The organism is Pedobacter sp. 01N416 (assembly GCF_056399685.1).
On record NZ_JBFTRT010000015.1, the window covers coordinates 1 to 17,356 of the forward strand.

The following is a 17,356-nucleotide window of genomic DNA, read 5'->3' on the forward strand; positions in this document are numbered from 1 at the left end:
GACAAATTCTGTCAGTGGATTTTAGAAGATTTTGCCCATAATAACCAAACGGTAATGATGGCACCTGCAACGGGCTTCTATTCTACCCCAGGTTCTGGTAAAAACGAAGTACGTATGGCCTATGTTTTAAATACCGACGATTTAAATGTAGCTATGGACTGTTTAGAAGTAGCCTTGCAACAATATCCGGGAAGAACGGTATAGTTTGCAGTTTCCAGTTTTCAATTTTAGATGCCAAATAACAGTTTAAAGCTATTATTTGGCATTTTATTTGTATATTTGCATCCAGTTTACAAACTGATTACTCAAAACAGTAAACTAAAACGGGGCCGTTCTTGGATTTGACAGGGTGGCGAAGGTTATGTTAGCATGCAGTGCGTTGTACGGAGAGCACTTAAAGTGAACGTTCACATTTTAGTTGGCGAAAATACTTACGCCTTAGCTGCTTAGTTTAGAACTAACTAGCTTTTGTCCCTCTAACTGCTGCATTGTTGGGTTAGAATCTGGGGCATCGAAACAACAAAGCTGGCTTTAAGGAGATACGACTTAAATTGAGATAAAGTATCTAAGGATTTAAATAAGGTCGGTTTTCAGCCCGTTTATTTCCCGAAAATCAATTGAAAAATAAGCATGTAGAAGGTATAATTTATCTCACAACTGGACAAGGGTTCGACTCCCTTCGGCTCCACTGGAATCAGTATCAGAAATCACCAAAAAACACTAAAAGCCTGCAAATCAACCATTTGCAGGCTTTTGTTTTTTGGTATTTAGTGGCTTTTTTGACCAAATAACGCATATATAAGGTGCCTTAAAAGGTGCCTCAGGAAATGAAGCACCTGAGGAACTTTTTAGGGGGTTAAAAAACTGATTATCAACCAGTTTACCTTGTAAACATCTTGACTTTTTTTGACTGCAATCTTAACTTTATTCACCTTTTAAGATTACTTTTATGAAAAGAAATTTCAGTTTACTCTTCTTTTTGAAGAAAAGAAACACAGACCAAGAAGGCTGTTCTTCCGTATATCTCAGGATTACGGTTGACAAAAAACGCGCAGAAGTTGCGACAGGCAAACAGTGTGGCGAAACGGACTGGGACAATGGTAAATTCAAGGGCCGAACGACGATGGCAAAAACATTGAACTTGTATTTACGCCAGCTAGAGTCCAAGGTACACGAGGCACATCGACATCTTTTACTATTGAATGAAGACCTCACGGCACAAAATTTAATGGACGAATTCCTTGGTAGAGGTCAAAAAGTCCGAAAACTTAGAGAGGTATTTACCATGCATAATGAAGAAATGGCTACACTTGTAGGTGTAGAATATGCGCCTATGACACTCCTCCGTTATCAAACCGCACTCCGACACATCACTCAATACCTAAAAGAAAAATATAAAGTCAAAGACATTGATATCCGGAAGATTGACCATCAGTTCATCACCGACTATGATTTTTTTTTAAGGACAACCAGAAAATGTAACAACAACTCAGCAGTAAAATACATTAAGAACCTCAAAAAAATAATTAAACGCTGTCTGGCCAATGGATGGCTAACAAGTGATCCTTTTGCTAATTTTAAAGCGAAAGTTAAGTTAATTGAACGACCTTGCCTTTCTGAAGAGCAAGTAACTTCTTTGGAAATCTGGGAATTTGATAATGAGAGATTGAACCGCGTAAGAGATATATTTCTTTTTAGCTGCTACACTGGACTTGCTTATATAGATATTTATCAGTTAAAAAGATCACAAATCATTGATAAAAATGGGGATGAAAAATGGGTTATTATCAACCGACAAAAGACAGGCACTCCAACCAGGTTACCACTTTTGCCAAAGGCAATCACCCTGCTCGATAAATATAAAAATCATCCACTATCCATCGATCAAGATAAAGCTTTCCCGGTAAGCTCTAATCAAAAAATGAATGCTTACCTAAAGGAAATCGCAGATTTATGTTGTATTAAAATCCCACTATCCTACCACATTGCCCGCCATACTTTTGCCACAACGATCACCCTTCAGAACGGAGTTCCCATCGAAACAGTGAGTAAAATGCTCGGACACAAGGACATCAGAACAACACAACACTACGCTAAAACCCTGGATGTAAAAGTTGGCAGAGATATGGCAGCACTCAAAGAGAAACTAGCTACCGAAAAACATGTGGCTAAAAACACCGTCTATAATTACACCATTACAAAATAAGCTATGATCGAGATCAATAACATGCCGGTAGAACAAAATATCATCGAAAAAATCTTTCATTTCCGCGGCTTAAAGGTAATGCTGGATTCGGATCTTGCTGCGCTATACCAAGTTGAGAACAAGCAATTAAAACGGCAGGTAAAACGCAATCTGATTCGGTTTCCTGAAGATTTTATGTTTGAACTTAGCGATGATGAACAGAAAATCCTAAGGCGCCAATTTGGCACCTTAGGACATGGAACGTACTCAAAATATCGGACTATGGCTTTTACAGAACAGGGAGTGGCAATGCTTTCAAGTGTCCTGAACAGTGAACGGGCCATTCTGGTGAACATCGAAATCATCAGAACATTTACCAAAATCCGTTCAACGATTGCACAAAGCACAGTTTTAAGACAAGAAATCGACAGGATAAAAAACCGACTAGATAATCAGGATAAAAATTTAGAAATTGTGTTTAAATACTTGGATGAGCTCATTTCACCAACAGTGCCCGAATCTGTACCCAGAAAGCGGATTGGCTTCAAACCGGACATGATATAGATAAGCAAAAACACCTCGGAGGCAAATTGCTTCCGAGGTGATATCTTACCTGAATAAAAAATCTTACCCAATACAAAAAGTCGGATCAAGCCTTAACTAAAAATTCTTCTTCCAAGTTCGATAGCTGCCAGCACAACACTAGATCTGGCTGAACCAATCCCCTTGAACCTTGATAAATCCGCGTGTCGTATAGTTGCCAGACATTTCAGGTCAGATCCACCTGCCTTAAATATCAGATTGCCAATATCCAGCGCACTATTATCTGGTGTTCCGGAGCCGATAAGAATGGCAAGCAATTCCGCCGTTTTCATTGCATCCCCACCTGTCATTAAGAGTTTTTCCCTTGGCCTTAACTCTACAGGTAGCGCCTTTATTCCATAGATGCGCTCCTGCTTCCTTTCATGGAATAAATCAAGTACAGACTTTTCCCGTTCTCCAATTTGCGTCGCTGTTGTAAAAAGCGAACAAAACGCCGAAATCAAAAATTCAAAGTCCTCTTGAAAGACCACTATCCTACGTCTGCTGTAGCTACCGTCCTGTTGCTCGTCACTTCTGGTAATCTGAATATAATTGGTATTATTCCTTGCCGTTTTAAAGTCTAGGAAAAAGTTCCTTCTTCCGGAATTGAATGTCTCTGTAGCAATCGTTCTGTTTTTCATAGCGTAAAAAATTGATTACACAAAACTCCATTACAATCACGTTTTAAGCGGAAATTAACCGATTATAAACGTTTAAAATCGGTTATTCGTAAGCACCCGACGCGATACTTCTGCGCCAGCAATTACCACTTTTAAGAGATTATATTTAAATTTAATAATGAATCGCCAATGCCCTATTTATGAAAACAGACAACGATCCGATCTCTCACCATTGCGAAGAATGTAGCGAAAAACTCAATGGCAGAATAGATAAACGCTTTTGCAATGACCTTTGCCGAACCAGTTTCAATAATCGCCGTAGGCAGAAAGAAGCCGCGATTGATCCACCATTTATCCAGGAAATATCCAAAATAATCTTGAAAAACTACCGTATACTCCATAAACTTAGTGCGGGAGAAAAAATAACGGTTAAAAAGAGTATGCTTGAAAAGCAGGGATTCAACTTTAAATTTATGACCAGTTATTATACGACATTAGATGGGGACACCTATCATTTTTGTTTTGATCTGGGATATCTGCCCATCAAGAGTGACAGAATACTTATTGTTAATCAGCCTTCACAGATCGAAATTTAGCATAAATTAGTTCAACTTTTATCTCATTTATCCTGCTCAAAAAATAATAATTATTATTTTTACAAGCTATCCTTATATGATTACAATTCACTCCTGTTATGAAAATGATGCTATGTTCATCATTGAGCTCTCCAATCAAGAAGAGCTTGATAATCATTGGCTGTACTATGACTGCAAAACCGGAGAATTTATCCGCTTTTGGCTTAGGAACCGAGACGCTGAAAATGAAGTAGCAGAATACTACTTTGAGCAGGGCTTTCTTAAGATAAAAGGAAATACAGCAATATTTATTGAAAAGTTTAATTTCCAGCAACATACACTACACAAAGTTCCCGTAGGTGCTAAGGCTCTTAGCCTTATAGAGATGTATACCGGAAAAATGAAATCGGTAAGTTAACTTTTAAATCCCCCCATTTTACCCCAAGAAACCCTGCTTCCAAACTCTGGATGGTAGGAAGGCTCATATAAAATGTAACCAAGTCTGATTAGTTTTTTAATACTCTTGTGATAAGTGCGGGTAGATAAAATCTTGCTGATTCTCATGAGTCCACTGCGGGAAATCTGAAAAAAACCTTCCTGATCAGCCTGAATATAAAACGTAATCAAAGCGTGCAATAAAGCGATATCTGTAGTAGTAATGTGAATATCTGAATGGATAGCCGTTAAAATTTCCTTCAGTCTTTTATCTTTTCCGGCACCCATTATCCTTACCTCCATAATCTTTGTTTTCCAGCCACTCCGATTTTTCCCTCCAGCAGATCATCCACTACTTTGGAATCATAGTAATAAATACTGCCGATCTTTGAAAAAGACAGCGTTCCATTGATCCTTAAATTTTGTAAGGTTCCCTGGGATATCCCTAAAATCTTCCTCACTTCATAGCCTTTCAAAAACTTCTTTTTCACTGCCGGATCAATTTTGACAATTTTTCTGATCTCTTCCAGTAAGCCGTTACCAAAATCCACCAAATCTTCTTTAGTTAATACTTCCACACCCATAACCTATTTATCTATGTTGTTAAAAAATTCAGGCATGACAAAACAGGGGACTAAAAGTCCCCTATACATATGCACTGATTGCCTACAAACTATCTTGAAATTCCTTTTTTCTCCCTGGAAGCCGGTTCTTGTTCCATGACCATTTCCGGCACTTTATCCACCTCTTTTTTTTCCAGCGTATCATGCCTGTCTATTGCTTTACTATAAACCTCGCTTAAATCGTTGTTATAAAAATCCAGCGTTTTAAAATGGGGATTAGCTGTAACAAAACCAGTTGTTTCCTTTCCATTCTTCATAAACGACACCTCGTGAAGATTTCCACGTTCAAGGCTTTTAAGCAACTGATCCTTAAATCCCGGCTTCTCCATATTCAGTATATTAAATTTATCTACTGTTTCTTTAAGACTAAAGCCATAATTTTTGCCATAAGGGTCAATTTTGAAACCTTTCTCTGGAGTATGTTCGGCGAAATCCAGCTTAAGCCAAAGATTTGCTTTTTCTCCGCTTTTCAACACAACATCCTTATTTACCGCACGACCCGAAAGCAGATTGTAACTTTCTTTAGCGGTCACCCCTTTTCCTTTGTTGATATAAAAGGTCTGCGAAATAAGATCCTTCGTGTCAGCTCTTTTCAATGTCGCCTCATAACTATTAAAAAAATACATGTCGGTTTCCTTACTTTTTGAAAAGCTAAGTAAGTATGTCATCTTATCACCAAAACCGGCCTCATATCTTTTAGCCGGATCTGGCATCTCCTTAGTGGGAGACTGGATTTTAAAGCCCTCGGGGGCATGCGAAATTGACTCCTTTAGATCTGCGTTTAGGGAATCCCCAAAGCCTAAGTACTTTAATGTATTTTGTAAGTACTCTAAATTATTCTCATTCATAATTGAAAAAATTAAGGTTAAAATTCATTTGATTATTTTTTTTGAACAGGATTATCTCGACACTCCTGATCTGCCATATCCACGCGAATACTCGTTATTATTGGATATGGATGAGTTTTTTTCTTCAGCGTCCTTGACGGTAGACTTCTGTGCTGCCGCTGCCTGAAGCGCTTTGTGATAATTTTCATTCCGCTCATCTTTCTGCGGCAACAGTCCCCGATCGCCAACCATGGCTTTCAGACCTGTTAGCAGAAGGTAGGATATTCCACCGTCCATCAAAAGAGAGACGACAAGCGCCAACCTATTGGAACGGATTCCATCCGGAGTCGTGCTACTGGCCTGAAAGGTGGTCCCATCCGGCATTTCAATCTGCCTTCCGCTACCAAAACGTTCCTTCTGATAGGGCGTAAGGGGCATACCGTTAATCATTTCTGGCACCCTCAGCCTAGATGTGTCTGAAACAATAAATTCACGGGTGTCCCAGTCGTATTCCACCATCAATTTCTTTTGCTGCCCGTTCTCAGTAGTTTCTTTAATTAGGTTGGCCTTCAGACCAGTTAGAAGGTCATCCGCTTCCCCTTGCGAAATAATGGAAGGAACGTTGCTCTGTTTGTAAACAGGGTGTACCAATAGCTCAGATTTTCCCTCGGCATTTTTGGCCAGGGAAAGCTTTACACTCATTTCTTTGATTTCAATGCCGTCACGATTAATATCATTTAGCTTAACCAGCCCTGTCCGCATTCCGGACAACAGTGCATCGATATCCTTTTTAGGAAGCGTGATATCTCCTTCCCTGTAAAGCCCCAGTTCGCGTAGATCTTCAAGGGGAAGATCCCGCACATTTAAATTTGCAGTTTGCATATAGAGTCATTTAAAATTTGGATTGAAATTTTGGCAGAAAGTGTTTGTTTGCTTACCTACCGTACAAATAGCGTTTAAGTTCGTCGCCTGACATTGATAGGATTATCAAGAGAAAATAAAGTGGGTTAACGCTCACACTTCCACGAAGAACAGATAGATGCAGATGTTCGCCTGTGGTCCTTCCCGTTGATCCGGTAAAGCCTATTGGGTCTCCGGTTTGGAGAACCTGACCAACTGAGGAATAGATTTTAGAAAGATGGGCATAGTAAACCATATAGCATCCATATCTCACAGTAACATAATTGCCCATTATAGCGGTATAGCCAATTTTGTCAATTATTCCCGGGAGTATAGAAACAACAACCTCGTTTTTACCCTCAATGTCTATTCCACTGTGAAAAGAATATCGTTCTCCAGTTACCGGATGGTTCCTTATCCCATAAGCAGAATTCAGTTTAAATTCTTTAAGCGGGAGCCTCGCATACCAATTTTTATAAGCAAGAGTGTCCTGAACTGTCCCATACCCATTAGTCTTAATCAATAAAGCACTACATAAAACCAGCCACCAACATTTCAATTTCCTGATTGATCCGTAAAAAATTCCGTCTGAGAACCTCCTCCTTCTTTCCCCCAAAGTCATAAAAAATAGGTAGTTCGACATATCCTTCTTCCTCCTTTTTAATTTCTTTTAGATCCAGGTTTATCTTGCAATTTATAGCTGAAGTCTCATACTCACCAGTATACTTTTCATCTGCATCGGTAGCAAGTAAACCGACCAACTCTCCAGCGCCCAGCGTAGTGATCTTGCCAGCAGGAATCAGCACTTCAAGCTTTTCACTGATTGATTTTGATACCTTGCTTCTATCAATAGATATACTTTCCCCGATCTGTTTCGATTTACCGAAGATTCTTTCCAGCCAGTCTAGCGTTTCTTTGTTCCTCGCAGCGCCTGACAGGACGTTACCCACAACTGAAGTAATGGTAGTCGCCGTATCTTTTCCATATTGCTGTTTGAACTGAGGCAATTCCTGTAGCCCCATTAAAACCGCCACCTTGTTGGACCTTGCGGTTGCAATCAGATTCTCGATCCTGTGGACAAAAAGTGTTGGTACTTCATCCAATATCAGTGCAGATGGAAGATTGCCCTTTGAATTGATCAGCCTGGTAAGGCGGTTGAGTACTACTGAATAACATGCGGAATTGATATTCTGGGTATTGGGATCATTAGCCAGCACCAAAACTCCAGGCGAAGATGGATCGGAAATCTTGAGATCAAAATCATCTCCCGAAAACACCCAGAATGTTTCCTTTGTCGCCATACGGCTCATGAATATTTTCAGTGTTCCAATCTGTCCTTCCAGTTGATCAAAAGCCTTGGCAGCAAATGCAGACTTAAATGGAGAAAGCAGCGACACCAGTTCCGGATTGGTAAAAAGAACAGAAAAAATCTCTTCGTAGGAACGATTTAAAAAAGCCATTACATGTGGCAGACTGGAATATTTACCCTTTTCATGCCTGCTCATAAAGTAAATACAGGAAGCTAAAAAATTGATAGCAGATTGCGTAAAAAAAGCGTCGCTCCCACTGGCCTTATCTCCCTTTTTAAGCGCTTCCACAGTCCCTTCCGCTGTCTCCGAAGCATCTGCCAACATGGTAATATAGTCACTACGCAATGGATTTATCCTCCGGCTCTTTTCGACATCAGTCAGATTGATCACATGAAACTTAAAATCCTCCAGAAAGCCTTTTTTCTTTGCTTGCAAAAAGTGGTAATAAGCAATCTTGCCAAGATCCGGAAACTTAAAATCGTACAAGCAGACTGCAAAAGACTTCGCAATCAGCTGCCTGATAAAAGGGTTCACAACCGAAAAGGATTTCCCTGAGCCAGGTGTCCCGATTAAAATCGTTGCACGAAAAACATTGAGATTCACCCAGCCCTTTCTAACCTTTTTCTTGTAATAGAAAAGCATCGGTATATTTACGGAGTAAGGATTTTCTATCTTTTTGACCTGTTGCATGAAACTTTCGGCCTCAACATTCCATTTATCCTTCCCAAGTCCCGACCTAATAATCTTGGAGACATTATCCATGGAAATACTGATCAGTATAGCGCCGAAAAAGGAAAATATCATGTAGGTCAGATCCATTGTTGTCGTGTAAGCAAACAAAAACCGGCCAGGTTTTCCATAAAAAAATAGGCTACCAAAATAAAGGAGCAGACCAAGGCTCAAAGGATAAACAACTTTAGTCTTTGGGTCAAAGTCCAACTGCTTTTTTGATAATGTTCCGATGCTGACCAGGCAGATCAATAACAGTACAGAAAGCTTGCTATAGATCAGTTCTTTGTATATGATGATTGTTTTGATCTTCACCAGCCCGATATTGAAGATGCCCCAGAATGGTGCACCCAAATAAACAAATACACTTATTTCAAGCGCGATTGCAAAGTAGATCAGGCACTGCAGAAAACCGTGGAGTTTTTGGATTTCCCTAGTCTCTTCCATATAAACAATATTTAAATGGTGATCTTTTTGGCCTTAAGGATATCGGAATAGCGGATATCAAAGGTAATGGAGCGGCCTGAGATTTGCTTTTCGGACAATTCTATCTTAAGCCGTTTATGGTCTGGAAAAGTCATCCTACGCAGGACAAAAATGTTCCTGTACCTTTTTTCAAAGGTCTGGATATTTAGCTGGCATGATACTGGAACAATTTCCAGTGACTGTACCGTTGTCGCCTTATGCTGTTTTTGGTCTTCAATACGGAACCTTAATCCATCTATCTCGTAAGGGATGTGGGTTGTATTATCAAAACCGATATCCAGGAGAATATATTCTCCAAGTGTACTAATGCCATTTAACATCGCATGGATTCCATTTTTCCTTTTCCTTATATCTGTCTTTAATGGTCCGTGTTCCAATATCGCCCTTGAAATACTATCAAGTTCAGTACTTGATACGGTTGCAACCTTCGTTTCAATGATTCTCATCCCACCGATGCCTATATCAATCAGAGAACTAAATGCAGTTTCCGGCCTGTCATCGTAGATTACAGCATACTGTTTGATCCTTTTTTCTCCAAGGATGGTGAGTACGCCGATAAATGCATCTTTGATTTTGGCCGAATCAGGAATTTTAACCCTCAGCAGGTTTTTATCCGGCAGATCACCAACCAACCCTTTGGGAATATCCACATATGTAATCCTTTCCGGAGCAAGAAAATGCAGCGTAAGGGAACGCTTGATAAAAATCTTTGGGATTTCCGAAGTTGATCCAACTGTATTAGCCGAAACTTGCGCAAAAAGGTTCCCGGCCATATTCAGAACTAAAATGGCTGTTAAAATTATATTTTTCATATCGTTTTTATTTTTGGCCCTGAAGATCCTGGGGATCAACAAGAAACACCTGATTGTTATATTTTAATTTTGCCCTGTTTTTCCTGACCATATTGGCAATGGCAGCAGAGGATGACTGGAACAACCGGTCAACAGTACTCATCACAAATTCATTCTGGCGCTGTGCACTTCCCATCGTATTGAATCCCTGGACAGGGTTTGAACCAAAGCCCTTAGAAAACTCCCTAAAGGCAGACGCAGGGACATATAATCCAGGGAGGCCGTCCATGTCATAGACTAAAAGTTTTATGGGTAGAATTTTACCCGCACAAAGAACCGAGCTGATCTCTAACTGGACCCGCTGTTCGGAAAACCCACTGATCCTGGCATACAAGTCTGTTCCTTTGGTTAATTTCAACTTTCCGGCATAGATGTCTTCAAGCAACCGAAGCCTTATCCTCGACCCTGCATATCCGGTAATGTCTTCATCTATTATTGCGGTGATCATCTCTCGGCTTTCATCCGCCAAAAGGGTATTGAATTCGGATTTAACGGCAGCATTCCTGGAAACCGGAAAAATCTTCTCTTCTCTGATGAGCGCTTCATCCTTTCTCATCTTTTCCTTTTGGATGTTGATATAAGAAGGGTCATTGACCTTTTGCACACTATCCAGATAGGCCATCTGTTTTTTAAACAGGTCCATAGGATCAGTTTCTTTGGTTGTACTTGCAGATGGTGGCCTCTCCCTGTTTCTTGCCTCAGCCAAGCTTGCCAGTACCTTTGCCATTTCATGCTCTTCCGGCCTTATACTGCTATCGTTTTCAGTTCTTCTCGGAGGAGAAGGAATAAAAGCTTTTCTATTCTGCTGCATGGGCAGGTAAGCCTGACTTTTGATGGATTCTTCTATAGAATCCAACCTCTTTTTCTCCAGATCAGAATATGAACTTGCCATGGTTGCCTGTGGCAGCTTATAGTCGCCGACGGTTTTGATTGCGGAATAACCATCAGATTCCTTGTAACTGTTTTTATAAGCTTCCAGCTTATCGGAAAGTCCGCGTTCACGTACCTGGTCTGATGTTTCAGCAAGGTTACCATTCATATCTTTTTCGGCACTAACGGTCCGGTTCTTTGACAGGCTCTCGCTGTAAACGAAAAAGAAAAGACACAGAAAGGGAATGGCAATGATTGGAACAACATACCGTGGGTTTTTAAAATCTATTTTCATAACAATATGGTTAACGGAGCTTTCTGAGCTCCTCTAGTTTAGCTTCCAGAAAAACCGAATCAGGTTTGCCAAGCGTTCCCCTACTCAATACTGAGTCTACCTGCTTTCTGATCTCCAGCGTTTTTCTAAGTTTTGCGCCTGTAGTGCTGATCTTGGATAACCCATCGTCAATGGCGTTTGACCGTTTACTGCTTTTTTCTTTACTGCTGAAAGGAAGTGCCTTCATTTCTTTTTTATCCTGCAAGGGAAATAAGCCAAATGAAAACAGCGCGGAAAAAGCTACCATTGTAACCATCAACGCAAATACCTGTCTTGGGTATGCCTTTAATAGCCGCACCAACCGTCTGCGCAACAGAACCAGATATGGCCGGAATTCATGATAGAGCTCGACAGAAACTGTTCTGTTAGGGGCTCTGTTAGATCGGATTTTTCTGAACATTTTCGATATCTTTATTTTCAAGGGTTTTCCAGGAAAGAATCAGTACACCGTATAAGTTATTATCGCTTTTTGGGATATCCCTTAAATAACCTTCAGTAACCATCGAACGGGTAACAATAGAACTTCTGCGCTCGATACGCTGCTTTCCATAGTAGCGGAAGTATTTCTTTTTGACATCAATGTAGATCGAATCAGTTTGAAGGGTCAGCACCGAACTGCTGGAAAGTATAGAACTGAAATATCCTTTTTCCTTTAGGTTCAGGTATTGCTGCATCCCAGATTCATCGATCAGGTACATCGCTTTTTTCATCTGATAGTCGATGTACCTGTCGTCCGGGGTAAGAGAAAAGAAAAGCGAATGGAAAAGTTCGACATGTCCGCGGTAAACTGCAGGCCGGATCAGCTGCTCATCAGTCTGTCGGGCCAATACCGGAACATTGTTTTCAAAAATGTAAATACTACGCCTGGCAATCTCGATTTGCTTATAGGTAAAAAAACCAGTAGAAATACAGATCAGAAAGGCACAGACCAGACTGCCAACAGAAACAATGGTAGCCAAACGTATCTTGGACTCAATATTTTTAATGATCATGATTGTTGGATTATGGTTTAAAAGAATTTACTGGTAGCCTTTTTGGCCATACCGATAACGGTCTGCGATCCACGTCCAAAATTGGAAGCTGCAGAACTGATACCTGATGTGGATATAATCCAGGTGGAAATACTCGGCACAGTAAACATACAGATGGCACCAATCAGAAAGCTCACGATTACCGTTCCAAAGGAAAGGATACCGTTGCCTGCAAACCAGGCCATTTTCTCCAGATTGGCAGCCGTTCCGTTTTCACCAATAAGTTCCTTATACCTACTGATCTCAGTGGTCATGGCATATTTCTGCAGCAGCGCCACCAGGTACATAATCAGATAGGCAATCCCCAGATAAAGATTGACCGATACAAAGCGTGCGATCCATGTGCTTAAGGAATCGCGGAAAGCCGGCAGTATACTAACAGCAACGGCAAACGGCCCCAAAATGATCAATATTGTTGAATAAATAATCTGGATCATAAATATCACATAGGTTGAGAGTCTCAATATCCAGATGCCCAACAGTTCAAGCAATTGGGTAAGTAGCAGCTGCATACCGATCTTCAGACGGTTTTTCAGTTCTATCACAGGACTGACTACAGTCGACATTCCTTCTTTTACCGTGCTGGTCACAGAATCCCATGCCCTGCCCATCCAGGTATCAGACTCCTTCTCCGCCATTTCGGTCTCAGCCTGAAAACTATATAGGGAATTGGCGACCTTCTGCATATAATCGGCCCGGATCAGCCTGAGCGTATTGACCTCGGCCTGCTCACTATTGAACATCGTTTCGGTCCGGGCTGCCACAAGGTCGGTTGGAAAAGCGACCATCCTCACAAATCCGTTCCACCAAAGTATGATCATGACCAGACCAAAAGGCCTCAGCAGTGGCATAATTTCCAGTTTTTTGTCACCTGCTATCATTTCATAGGATTTGATCGCAAAAAAAATGATCATAAATATCGCCGCCAAAGCCTTGGCATCCACAATGAACATATCAAAATGTGTCCATATCGAATCCTTTAACCCTTTTAGGATCACCATTACCCCTTCTTCATATATTCCGTCGCCCTGTAGAAACTCAAAGGACCTGCGGTAATCGGTGGCCTGCCCAAAGGCAAGCCTACCTGTGAGCATGGCCATGCCCAACAATAACATCTTTTTCATTTACCTTTTGGTTTAATACTTTCTTTTATTAAGGATTTCTTTCGCTGTCCGCACATCTGATTCCGGTGTCCAGCCATCTATCTTTACTTCCTGACTGGTCAGCTCCTGCCTTACCTTTATCCTTGCAGGTTCACGGGCTGCCGCAATTACCTTATCGGTCCATATTGCTGATATTTTGCGGTATTCAGCAAGCAGCCTGTGATAGGATAAAATCCTCGCTCCCCTATCCAGTGTTGTTGTCCGGGCCGCTTCTAGTCTTTCTGAAAGGATAGCCATTTCGCGGGTGTACCAGTCCAGACTGCCATGGGCAATAATTTGCGCCCTTGCAACTTGTGGAACAGATGCCAGTACTTCACCGGGATCAAAATCTGTTATCCCTTTAAGCTGCCGGGAATAATATAGTATCCATAAGGGATCTGTAGCAGAAAGCATTCCAGATATTCCCGCAATCTGTAAAAGAGAAGTCTGCGCTAGGGTATCGGACTGGAGTTCATAATTCTTATCCGTTTGCTGCATACCCGTTACCGATGCGAGACGCAGGCTCTGAACCCCTCCTAGGGCCAATGGCCGCAGATCAGTTTTGGGATAGTTGGGATGAAGCCCCCAGGTAAGCCAGTAATATGGATTAAGCCCCAGAAATCCGGAAGTGGGGGTAAACTTTTTTCTGTCCCATTGTTTGAATACCATGCGTTCCTGCTGGTTGACAATACTTTCATCCCGGATCTGTTTCTGTGCCTTAGCTGTTATAACCGTACACAGCAGTAAGATCGTAAATAAATTTTTCATAAGCTTTAAATTATTTTTTTAAATACCCGGTTTTGGTAAGGATTTCAGATACGATCTGTAAATCACGGTTGATAAATCCCTGAAATGGGTTGAGCATGCTGATCACTCCCCTCACCTTTGCCCAATACATTGCTTTCCATGCGCCATAAGCGAGTCCCCTTATGATTTGCAGATCTACCCTGATCCCTGCAATCAATTCATCCCTACTATTATAGTCCATCAGGATATCCTGTCCCTCTTTGAGCACAAAGCCAGAAATCTCGGTCATCATCTTTGCGCTCCGTTTTGTAATGTCCCTGATGATCTCCTCACTGAAAAGCAAGAGGTATGGTTCATTAACACCGAGCTTGCCCATTTCCCTGCCATAACCGATAATCTCTTCGCATATCGCATACATATCACGCAATGCCAGTCCATTCTTCAGCGCTGAATTTACATTGGACAGCGAGGAATAAATCATGCTTTGGGCCATAACAATGCTTGACGTATTTATATTGATATTGTCTAAGGACTTATTGATCTTGCCCAGCAGTTCGTTGTGGCTGATCTCAGCCGCATTTCGAACAAGGGCATTTTCATTTACAATGGTCAGGTGCCTGGCATCAAAAACTACCCGTTGTGCCAAGAGCAAAAACGGACACATGCAAAAAACCATCACATAAAATATCACTTTCATTTTTTCAGGTATTTGGCTTTTTCAAGAATATCTTTCACAATGGCCCGGTCAATATCTATATACTGCGAAAATGGATTGGCCCTTTTGATCATAGCAGAAAGGTTTCCGTATTCAAGGTTCCGAACCAGCGCGGCTGCCAGGTTCCTCAAAACGGACAGCTCGGTGAGCACATGGTCAAACAATATCCTCCTGTCCGAAGCTTTCATCTGGTTCACCGCGCCAATACTGGCGGTAAGCCCAGCCAGATAATAGACCAGGTCACGGGATTTCTCCAGCAGGTCAATCTCACTCTGGAGTACCAACGGCAACAGATACGGATTTTTCCCCGTCAGTTCGTATAACCGATATTGGTCCCGCATGATCTGGCTGACCATCGGCACTGCCTGAGTTCCGATATCCAGCGCATCGATTGCGGTACCGACAATACCGAAACGTGACTGCAATTCCCGGAAACTGTTTTTAAACTTTGCCAGCAAGGTTCTATTCGCCTGTTCGTTAACCGTATTGACTGCCTGCCTGTCCCTCGCCTCTGACTGCCGCTCATGCTCACTTTTGGAATCCGAAACAAGCTGATGGATTGCAGGAATGTTGAGCGCTTTTTGCTGGGCCCGCGCTGTGTGCAAACACAGCACAAAAGCCAAAAGTAGAAACAGCACCCTCATTTCTTTAAGTATTTTGCGCCCGATAAAATATCGTTTGCGATGCGCACATCCATATTGACCCAGCCAGACCAGGGATTGAGCGAGTCGAAAATCCCCCGCATCTTTGCCCAGTACATCGCCCGGTGCATCCCATAAGAAGTCCCCCGAAGGATACGCATTTCAGCTGCAATATGATTCAGCAATTTCGAGCGTTCCCCGGCATCCATCAGGTTATCCCTACCGCCCTTGAGGACAAAAGTGCCGACCTCAGAACCTAGCCTGACCGCCCTTGTTTTGAATTCACGGGCGTTCTGCTCGGCAAACAACAGCAGCACCGGATTGGCCTTTCCAAGTTCAACAGCCTTTTCCACATCCTTGACAATATCAAGCCCGATATCGGCAATCTCCTTAACGGACATCAGGTTGTTGAGTATTGCCGATACTTCTGTAAGTCCCCGGTATATCCTGTCCTGCATATCGTTCACGACAACAAGCTGTCCGGTTACCAATAGCTGCCCCCTTGAGATCAAGCTTAGATTATCATTGGTACGGTCCAACTGCCTGTTGATAATTCCTGAATGACCAGCAATGGCTGCCGAAGTAACCGGATCCACATAAAGAGTCTGTGCATTTATGCTACTGCATAAAAAAGCACAAAAAATAATTAGAAATACTTTCATGATTTTAAGTTTGTTAAGTTTTTTTTAATGATCCGGACGCACGCGAATTGACCTGTTTAACGAAATCACCAAGGGAAAGTCCGGAACTTTTAAGATCAGCAATAAAGGCATCAAGTGCCCCGGGATAAGAACCAACCATTGCCAGATAACTTTGCACAGCCAGCTTTTCAGGTTTTTCCGTGGTATAGGTCAGGTACTGCTGAAGCGAAACCTCTACACCATAGACCTCTCCAACGTCTCCCCTTCTGATATACACTTCCTTAAAAGGGCTCCTGTCTTCGCGGTTATCCAGTTGATTGGTGCTGAAAATCTTGTTCCTTTCAGTCTTTGAAATAGACAGCATCGCCGCTATTTCATTGTAATTGTCCCGGAATTTGGCCTGATCGAGTAGGATTACAGTATCCGAACTGCTTATAATGGTATCTTTTACCACTGCATTGCCTACCACATCCGCGAGATCCTGGGTCACCAGTATCAATTCTCCCCAGAATTTTCTGACCGTTTTATCGACATATACCAAGAAACCTACCATTAGGGGTGATGAAATCGCTTTCCATGCTTCCTCGATGATCAGTGATTTCCGCTGAAAATTCCTATAGCGCATTTTCTGGATGAAGATGTCCATTATATTCAGCGTGACAATTGCAAAAAGCAAGGCATGCTCCTTGATACTGTCAATTTCAAATATGACCAACCGTTCATTCAACAGGGATTTATCGGCATCTTCATTAAGTATGGCACCGAATTCTCCACCCGTGCAGAATTTCCGCATGATAAAACGGAAGCCTTCAAAATCAAAAGGAACAGCATTCTCCTTCATGATCAGCKGGATTTTTTCAATCGCATAAGCATAGAAAGAATCAAACTTGAGTTTTTTGATCCCCGAAGATTCTCCCATCGAAAACCATTTTGCATAATAAGAAGTAATCACTTCAGAAATCACATCCCTTTCCAGCTGGCTGGCATCCCCCTCAGGCCCCTTTAAACAAACTAGGATCAGTACCAAGATAAATTCCTTCTTTTCGATGTTGTATTCTTCCTCACTGATGGCAAAAGGATTCATCGTAATTGGACTATCATCGCTATAGGTG

At 41.7% G+C, this 17,356-nt stretch carries 21 protein-coding genes, 1 other RNA gene and 1 pseudogene; 6 read left to right on the forward strand and 17 right to left on the reverse strand.

The annotated features are described in order from the left end of the window. The 4 genes and pseudogenes from AC1DND_RS01715 to AC1DND_RS01730 form a co-directional block, all read left to right on the forward strand. Window positions 1-204 (forward strand): annotated as a pseudogene (locus tag AC1DND_RS01715) (pyridoxal phosphate-dependent aminotransferase); the annotation flags it as partial. Window positions 205-325: 121 nt separating this feature from the next. Continuing rightward, window positions 326-691: a transfer-messenger RNA gene (gene ssrA, locus AC1DND_RS01720) on the forward strand. 258 nt (window positions 692-949) lie between these two features. After that, window positions 950-2,206: a site-specific integrase gene (locus tag AC1DND_RS01725; RefSeq protein ID WP_477578594.1), complete on the forward strand. Its 1,257-nt coding sequence runs from the start codon at window positions 950-952 to the stop codon at window positions 2,204-2,206. Between the two features lie 21 nt (window positions 2,207-2,227). Then, entirely contained in the window at window positions 2,228-2,749 is a 522-nt protein-coding gene (locus tag AC1DND_RS01730) for an ORF6N domain-containing protein (protein WP_477578596.1), read from the forward strand. Window positions 2,750-2,841: 92 nt separating this feature from the next. Here the strand turns inward: AC1DND_RS01730 and AC1DND_RS01735 are convergent, their stop codons facing one another. Then, window positions 2,842-3,408 (reverse strand): UPF0758 domain-containing protein, encoded by a 567-nt coding sequence (locus tag AC1DND_RS01735; protein ID WP_477578598.1) that lies wholly within the window; start codon window positions 3,406-3,408, stop codon window positions 2,842-2,844. 179 nt (window positions 3,409-3,587) lie between these two features. Here AC1DND_RS01735 and AC1DND_RS01740 point away from each other — a divergent pair, with 179 nt between their 5' ends. After that, complete coding sequence (locus AC1DND_RS01740) at window positions 3,588-3,983, forward strand: hypothetical protein (protein WP_477578600.1); 396 nt, start codon at window positions 3,588-3,590, stop codon at window positions 3,981-3,983. A gap of 76 nt (window positions 3,984-4,059) precedes the next feature. Further along, a complete protein-coding gene (locus AC1DND_RS01745) occupies window positions 4,060-4,380 on the forward strand; it encodes a hypothetical protein (RefSeq protein WP_116250730.1) in 321 nt (106 codons plus the stop codon). Here AC1DND_RS01745 and AC1DND_RS01750 read toward each other — a convergent pair. The 16 genes from AC1DND_RS01750 to AC1DND_RS01825 form a co-directional block, all read right to left on the reverse strand. Beyond that, window positions 4,377-4,700, reverse strand: coding sequence for a hypothetical protein (locus AC1DND_RS01750; RefSeq protein WP_477578602.1), 324 nt, complete (start codon window positions 4,698-4,700; stop codon window positions 4,377-4,379). The two genes, AC1DND_RS01745 and AC1DND_RS01750, sit on opposite strands and share 4 nt — an antisense overlap. Next, window positions 4,691-4,981: a helix-turn-helix domain-containing protein gene (locus AC1DND_RS01755; protein ID WP_477578604.1), complete on the reverse strand. Its 291-nt coding sequence runs from the start codon at window positions 4,979-4,981 to the stop codon at window positions 4,691-4,693. Before AC1DND_RS01755 ends, AC1DND_RS01750 begins: the two co-directional genes overlap by 10 nt. 89 nt (window positions 4,982-5,070) lie before the next feature. Beyond that, window positions 5,071-5,868 (reverse strand): hypothetical protein, encoded by a 798-nt coding sequence (locus tag AC1DND_RS01760; protein ID WP_477578606.1) that lies wholly within the window; start codon window positions 5,866-5,868, stop codon window positions 5,071-5,073. Window positions 5,869-5,919: 51 nt separating this feature from the next. Beyond that, the gene (locus AC1DND_RS01765) at window positions 5,920-6,729 is read right to left on the reverse strand and encodes a DUF4099 domain-containing protein (protein ID WP_477578607.1); all 810 of its coding nucleotides are present in this window, start codon (window positions 6,727-6,729) and stop codon (window positions 5,920-5,922) included. A 52-nt stretch (window positions 6,730-6,781) separates the two neighbouring features. Further along, window positions 6,782-7,270: a M23 family metallopeptidase gene (locus AC1DND_RS01770; protein WP_477578609.1), complete on the reverse strand. Its 489-nt coding sequence runs from the start codon at window positions 7,268-7,270 to the stop codon at window positions 6,782-6,784. 7 nt (window positions 7,271-7,277) lie between these two features. Further along, window positions 7,278-9,233, reverse strand: a complete 1,956-nt coding sequence (locus AC1DND_RS01775; RefSeq protein ID WP_477578610.1) for a type IV secretory system conjugative DNA transfer family protein — start codon at window positions 9,231-9,233, stop codon at window positions 7,278-7,280. An 11-nt stretch (window positions 9,234-9,244) separates the two neighbouring features. Next, complete coding sequence (traN, locus tag AC1DND_RS01780; RefSeq protein ID WP_477578612.1) at window positions 9,245-10,084, reverse strand: conjugative transposon protein TraN; 840 nt, start codon at window positions 10,082-10,084, stop codon at window positions 9,245-9,247. 7 nt (window positions 10,085-10,091) lie between these two features. After that, the gene (gene traM / locus AC1DND_RS01785; protein ID WP_477578614.1) at window positions 10,092-11,288 is read right to left on the reverse strand and encodes a conjugative transposon protein TraM; all 1,197 of its coding nucleotides are present in this window, start codon (window positions 11,286-11,288) and stop codon (window positions 10,092-10,094) included. A 10-nt stretch (window positions 11,289-11,298) separates the two neighbouring features. Continuing rightward, window positions 11,299-11,574, reverse strand: coding sequence for a hypothetical protein (locus tag AC1DND_RS01790; protein ID WP_477578616.1), 276 nt, complete (start codon window positions 11,572-11,574; stop codon window positions 11,299-11,301). Window positions 11,575-11,704: 130 nt separating this feature from the next. Then, window positions 11,705-12,319: a conjugative transposon protein TraK gene (gene traK / locus AC1DND_RS01795; protein WP_477578618.1), complete on the reverse strand. Its 615-nt coding sequence runs from the start codon at window positions 12,317-12,319 to the stop codon at window positions 11,705-11,707. Window positions 12,320-12,336: 17 nt separating this feature from the next. Next, window positions 12,337-13,482, reverse strand: a complete 1,146-nt coding sequence (locus AC1DND_RS01800) for a TraJ family protein (RefSeq protein WP_477578620.1) — start codon at window positions 13,480-13,482, stop codon at window positions 12,337-12,339. A 12-nt stretch (window positions 13,483-13,494) separates the two neighbouring features. Then, window positions 13,495-14,268 carry a hypothetical protein gene (locus AC1DND_RS01805; RefSeq protein ID WP_477578622.1) on the reverse strand — a complete coding sequence of 258 codons (774 nt, stop codon included), beginning with the start codon at window positions 14,266-14,268 and terminating at the stop codon, window positions 13,495-13,497. Between the two features lie 10 nt (window positions 14,269-14,278). Beyond that, window positions 14,279-14,944 carry a hypothetical protein gene (locus AC1DND_RS01810; protein WP_477578624.1) on the reverse strand — a complete coding sequence of 222 codons (666 nt, stop codon included), beginning with the start codon at window positions 14,942-14,944 and terminating at the stop codon, window positions 14,279-14,281. After that, window positions 14,941-15,606: a hypothetical protein gene (locus AC1DND_RS01815; protein WP_477578626.1), complete on the reverse strand. Its 666-nt coding sequence runs from the start codon at window positions 15,604-15,606 to the stop codon at window positions 14,941-14,943. The genes AC1DND_RS01810 and AC1DND_RS01815 overlap by 4 nt, the downstream gene beginning before the upstream one ends. Next, complete coding sequence (locus AC1DND_RS01820) at window positions 15,603-16,265, reverse strand: hypothetical protein (RefSeq protein ID WP_477578628.1); 663 nt, start codon at window positions 16,263-16,265, stop codon at window positions 15,603-15,605. Before AC1DND_RS01820 ends, AC1DND_RS01815 begins: the two co-directional genes overlap by 4 nt. 13 nt (window positions 16,266-16,278) lie before the next feature. After that, window positions 16,279-17,356 (reverse strand): TraG/VirB4 family ATPase (locus AC1DND_RS01825; protein ID WP_477578630.1); only part of this gene is annotated, 1,078 nt, incomplete at its 5' end.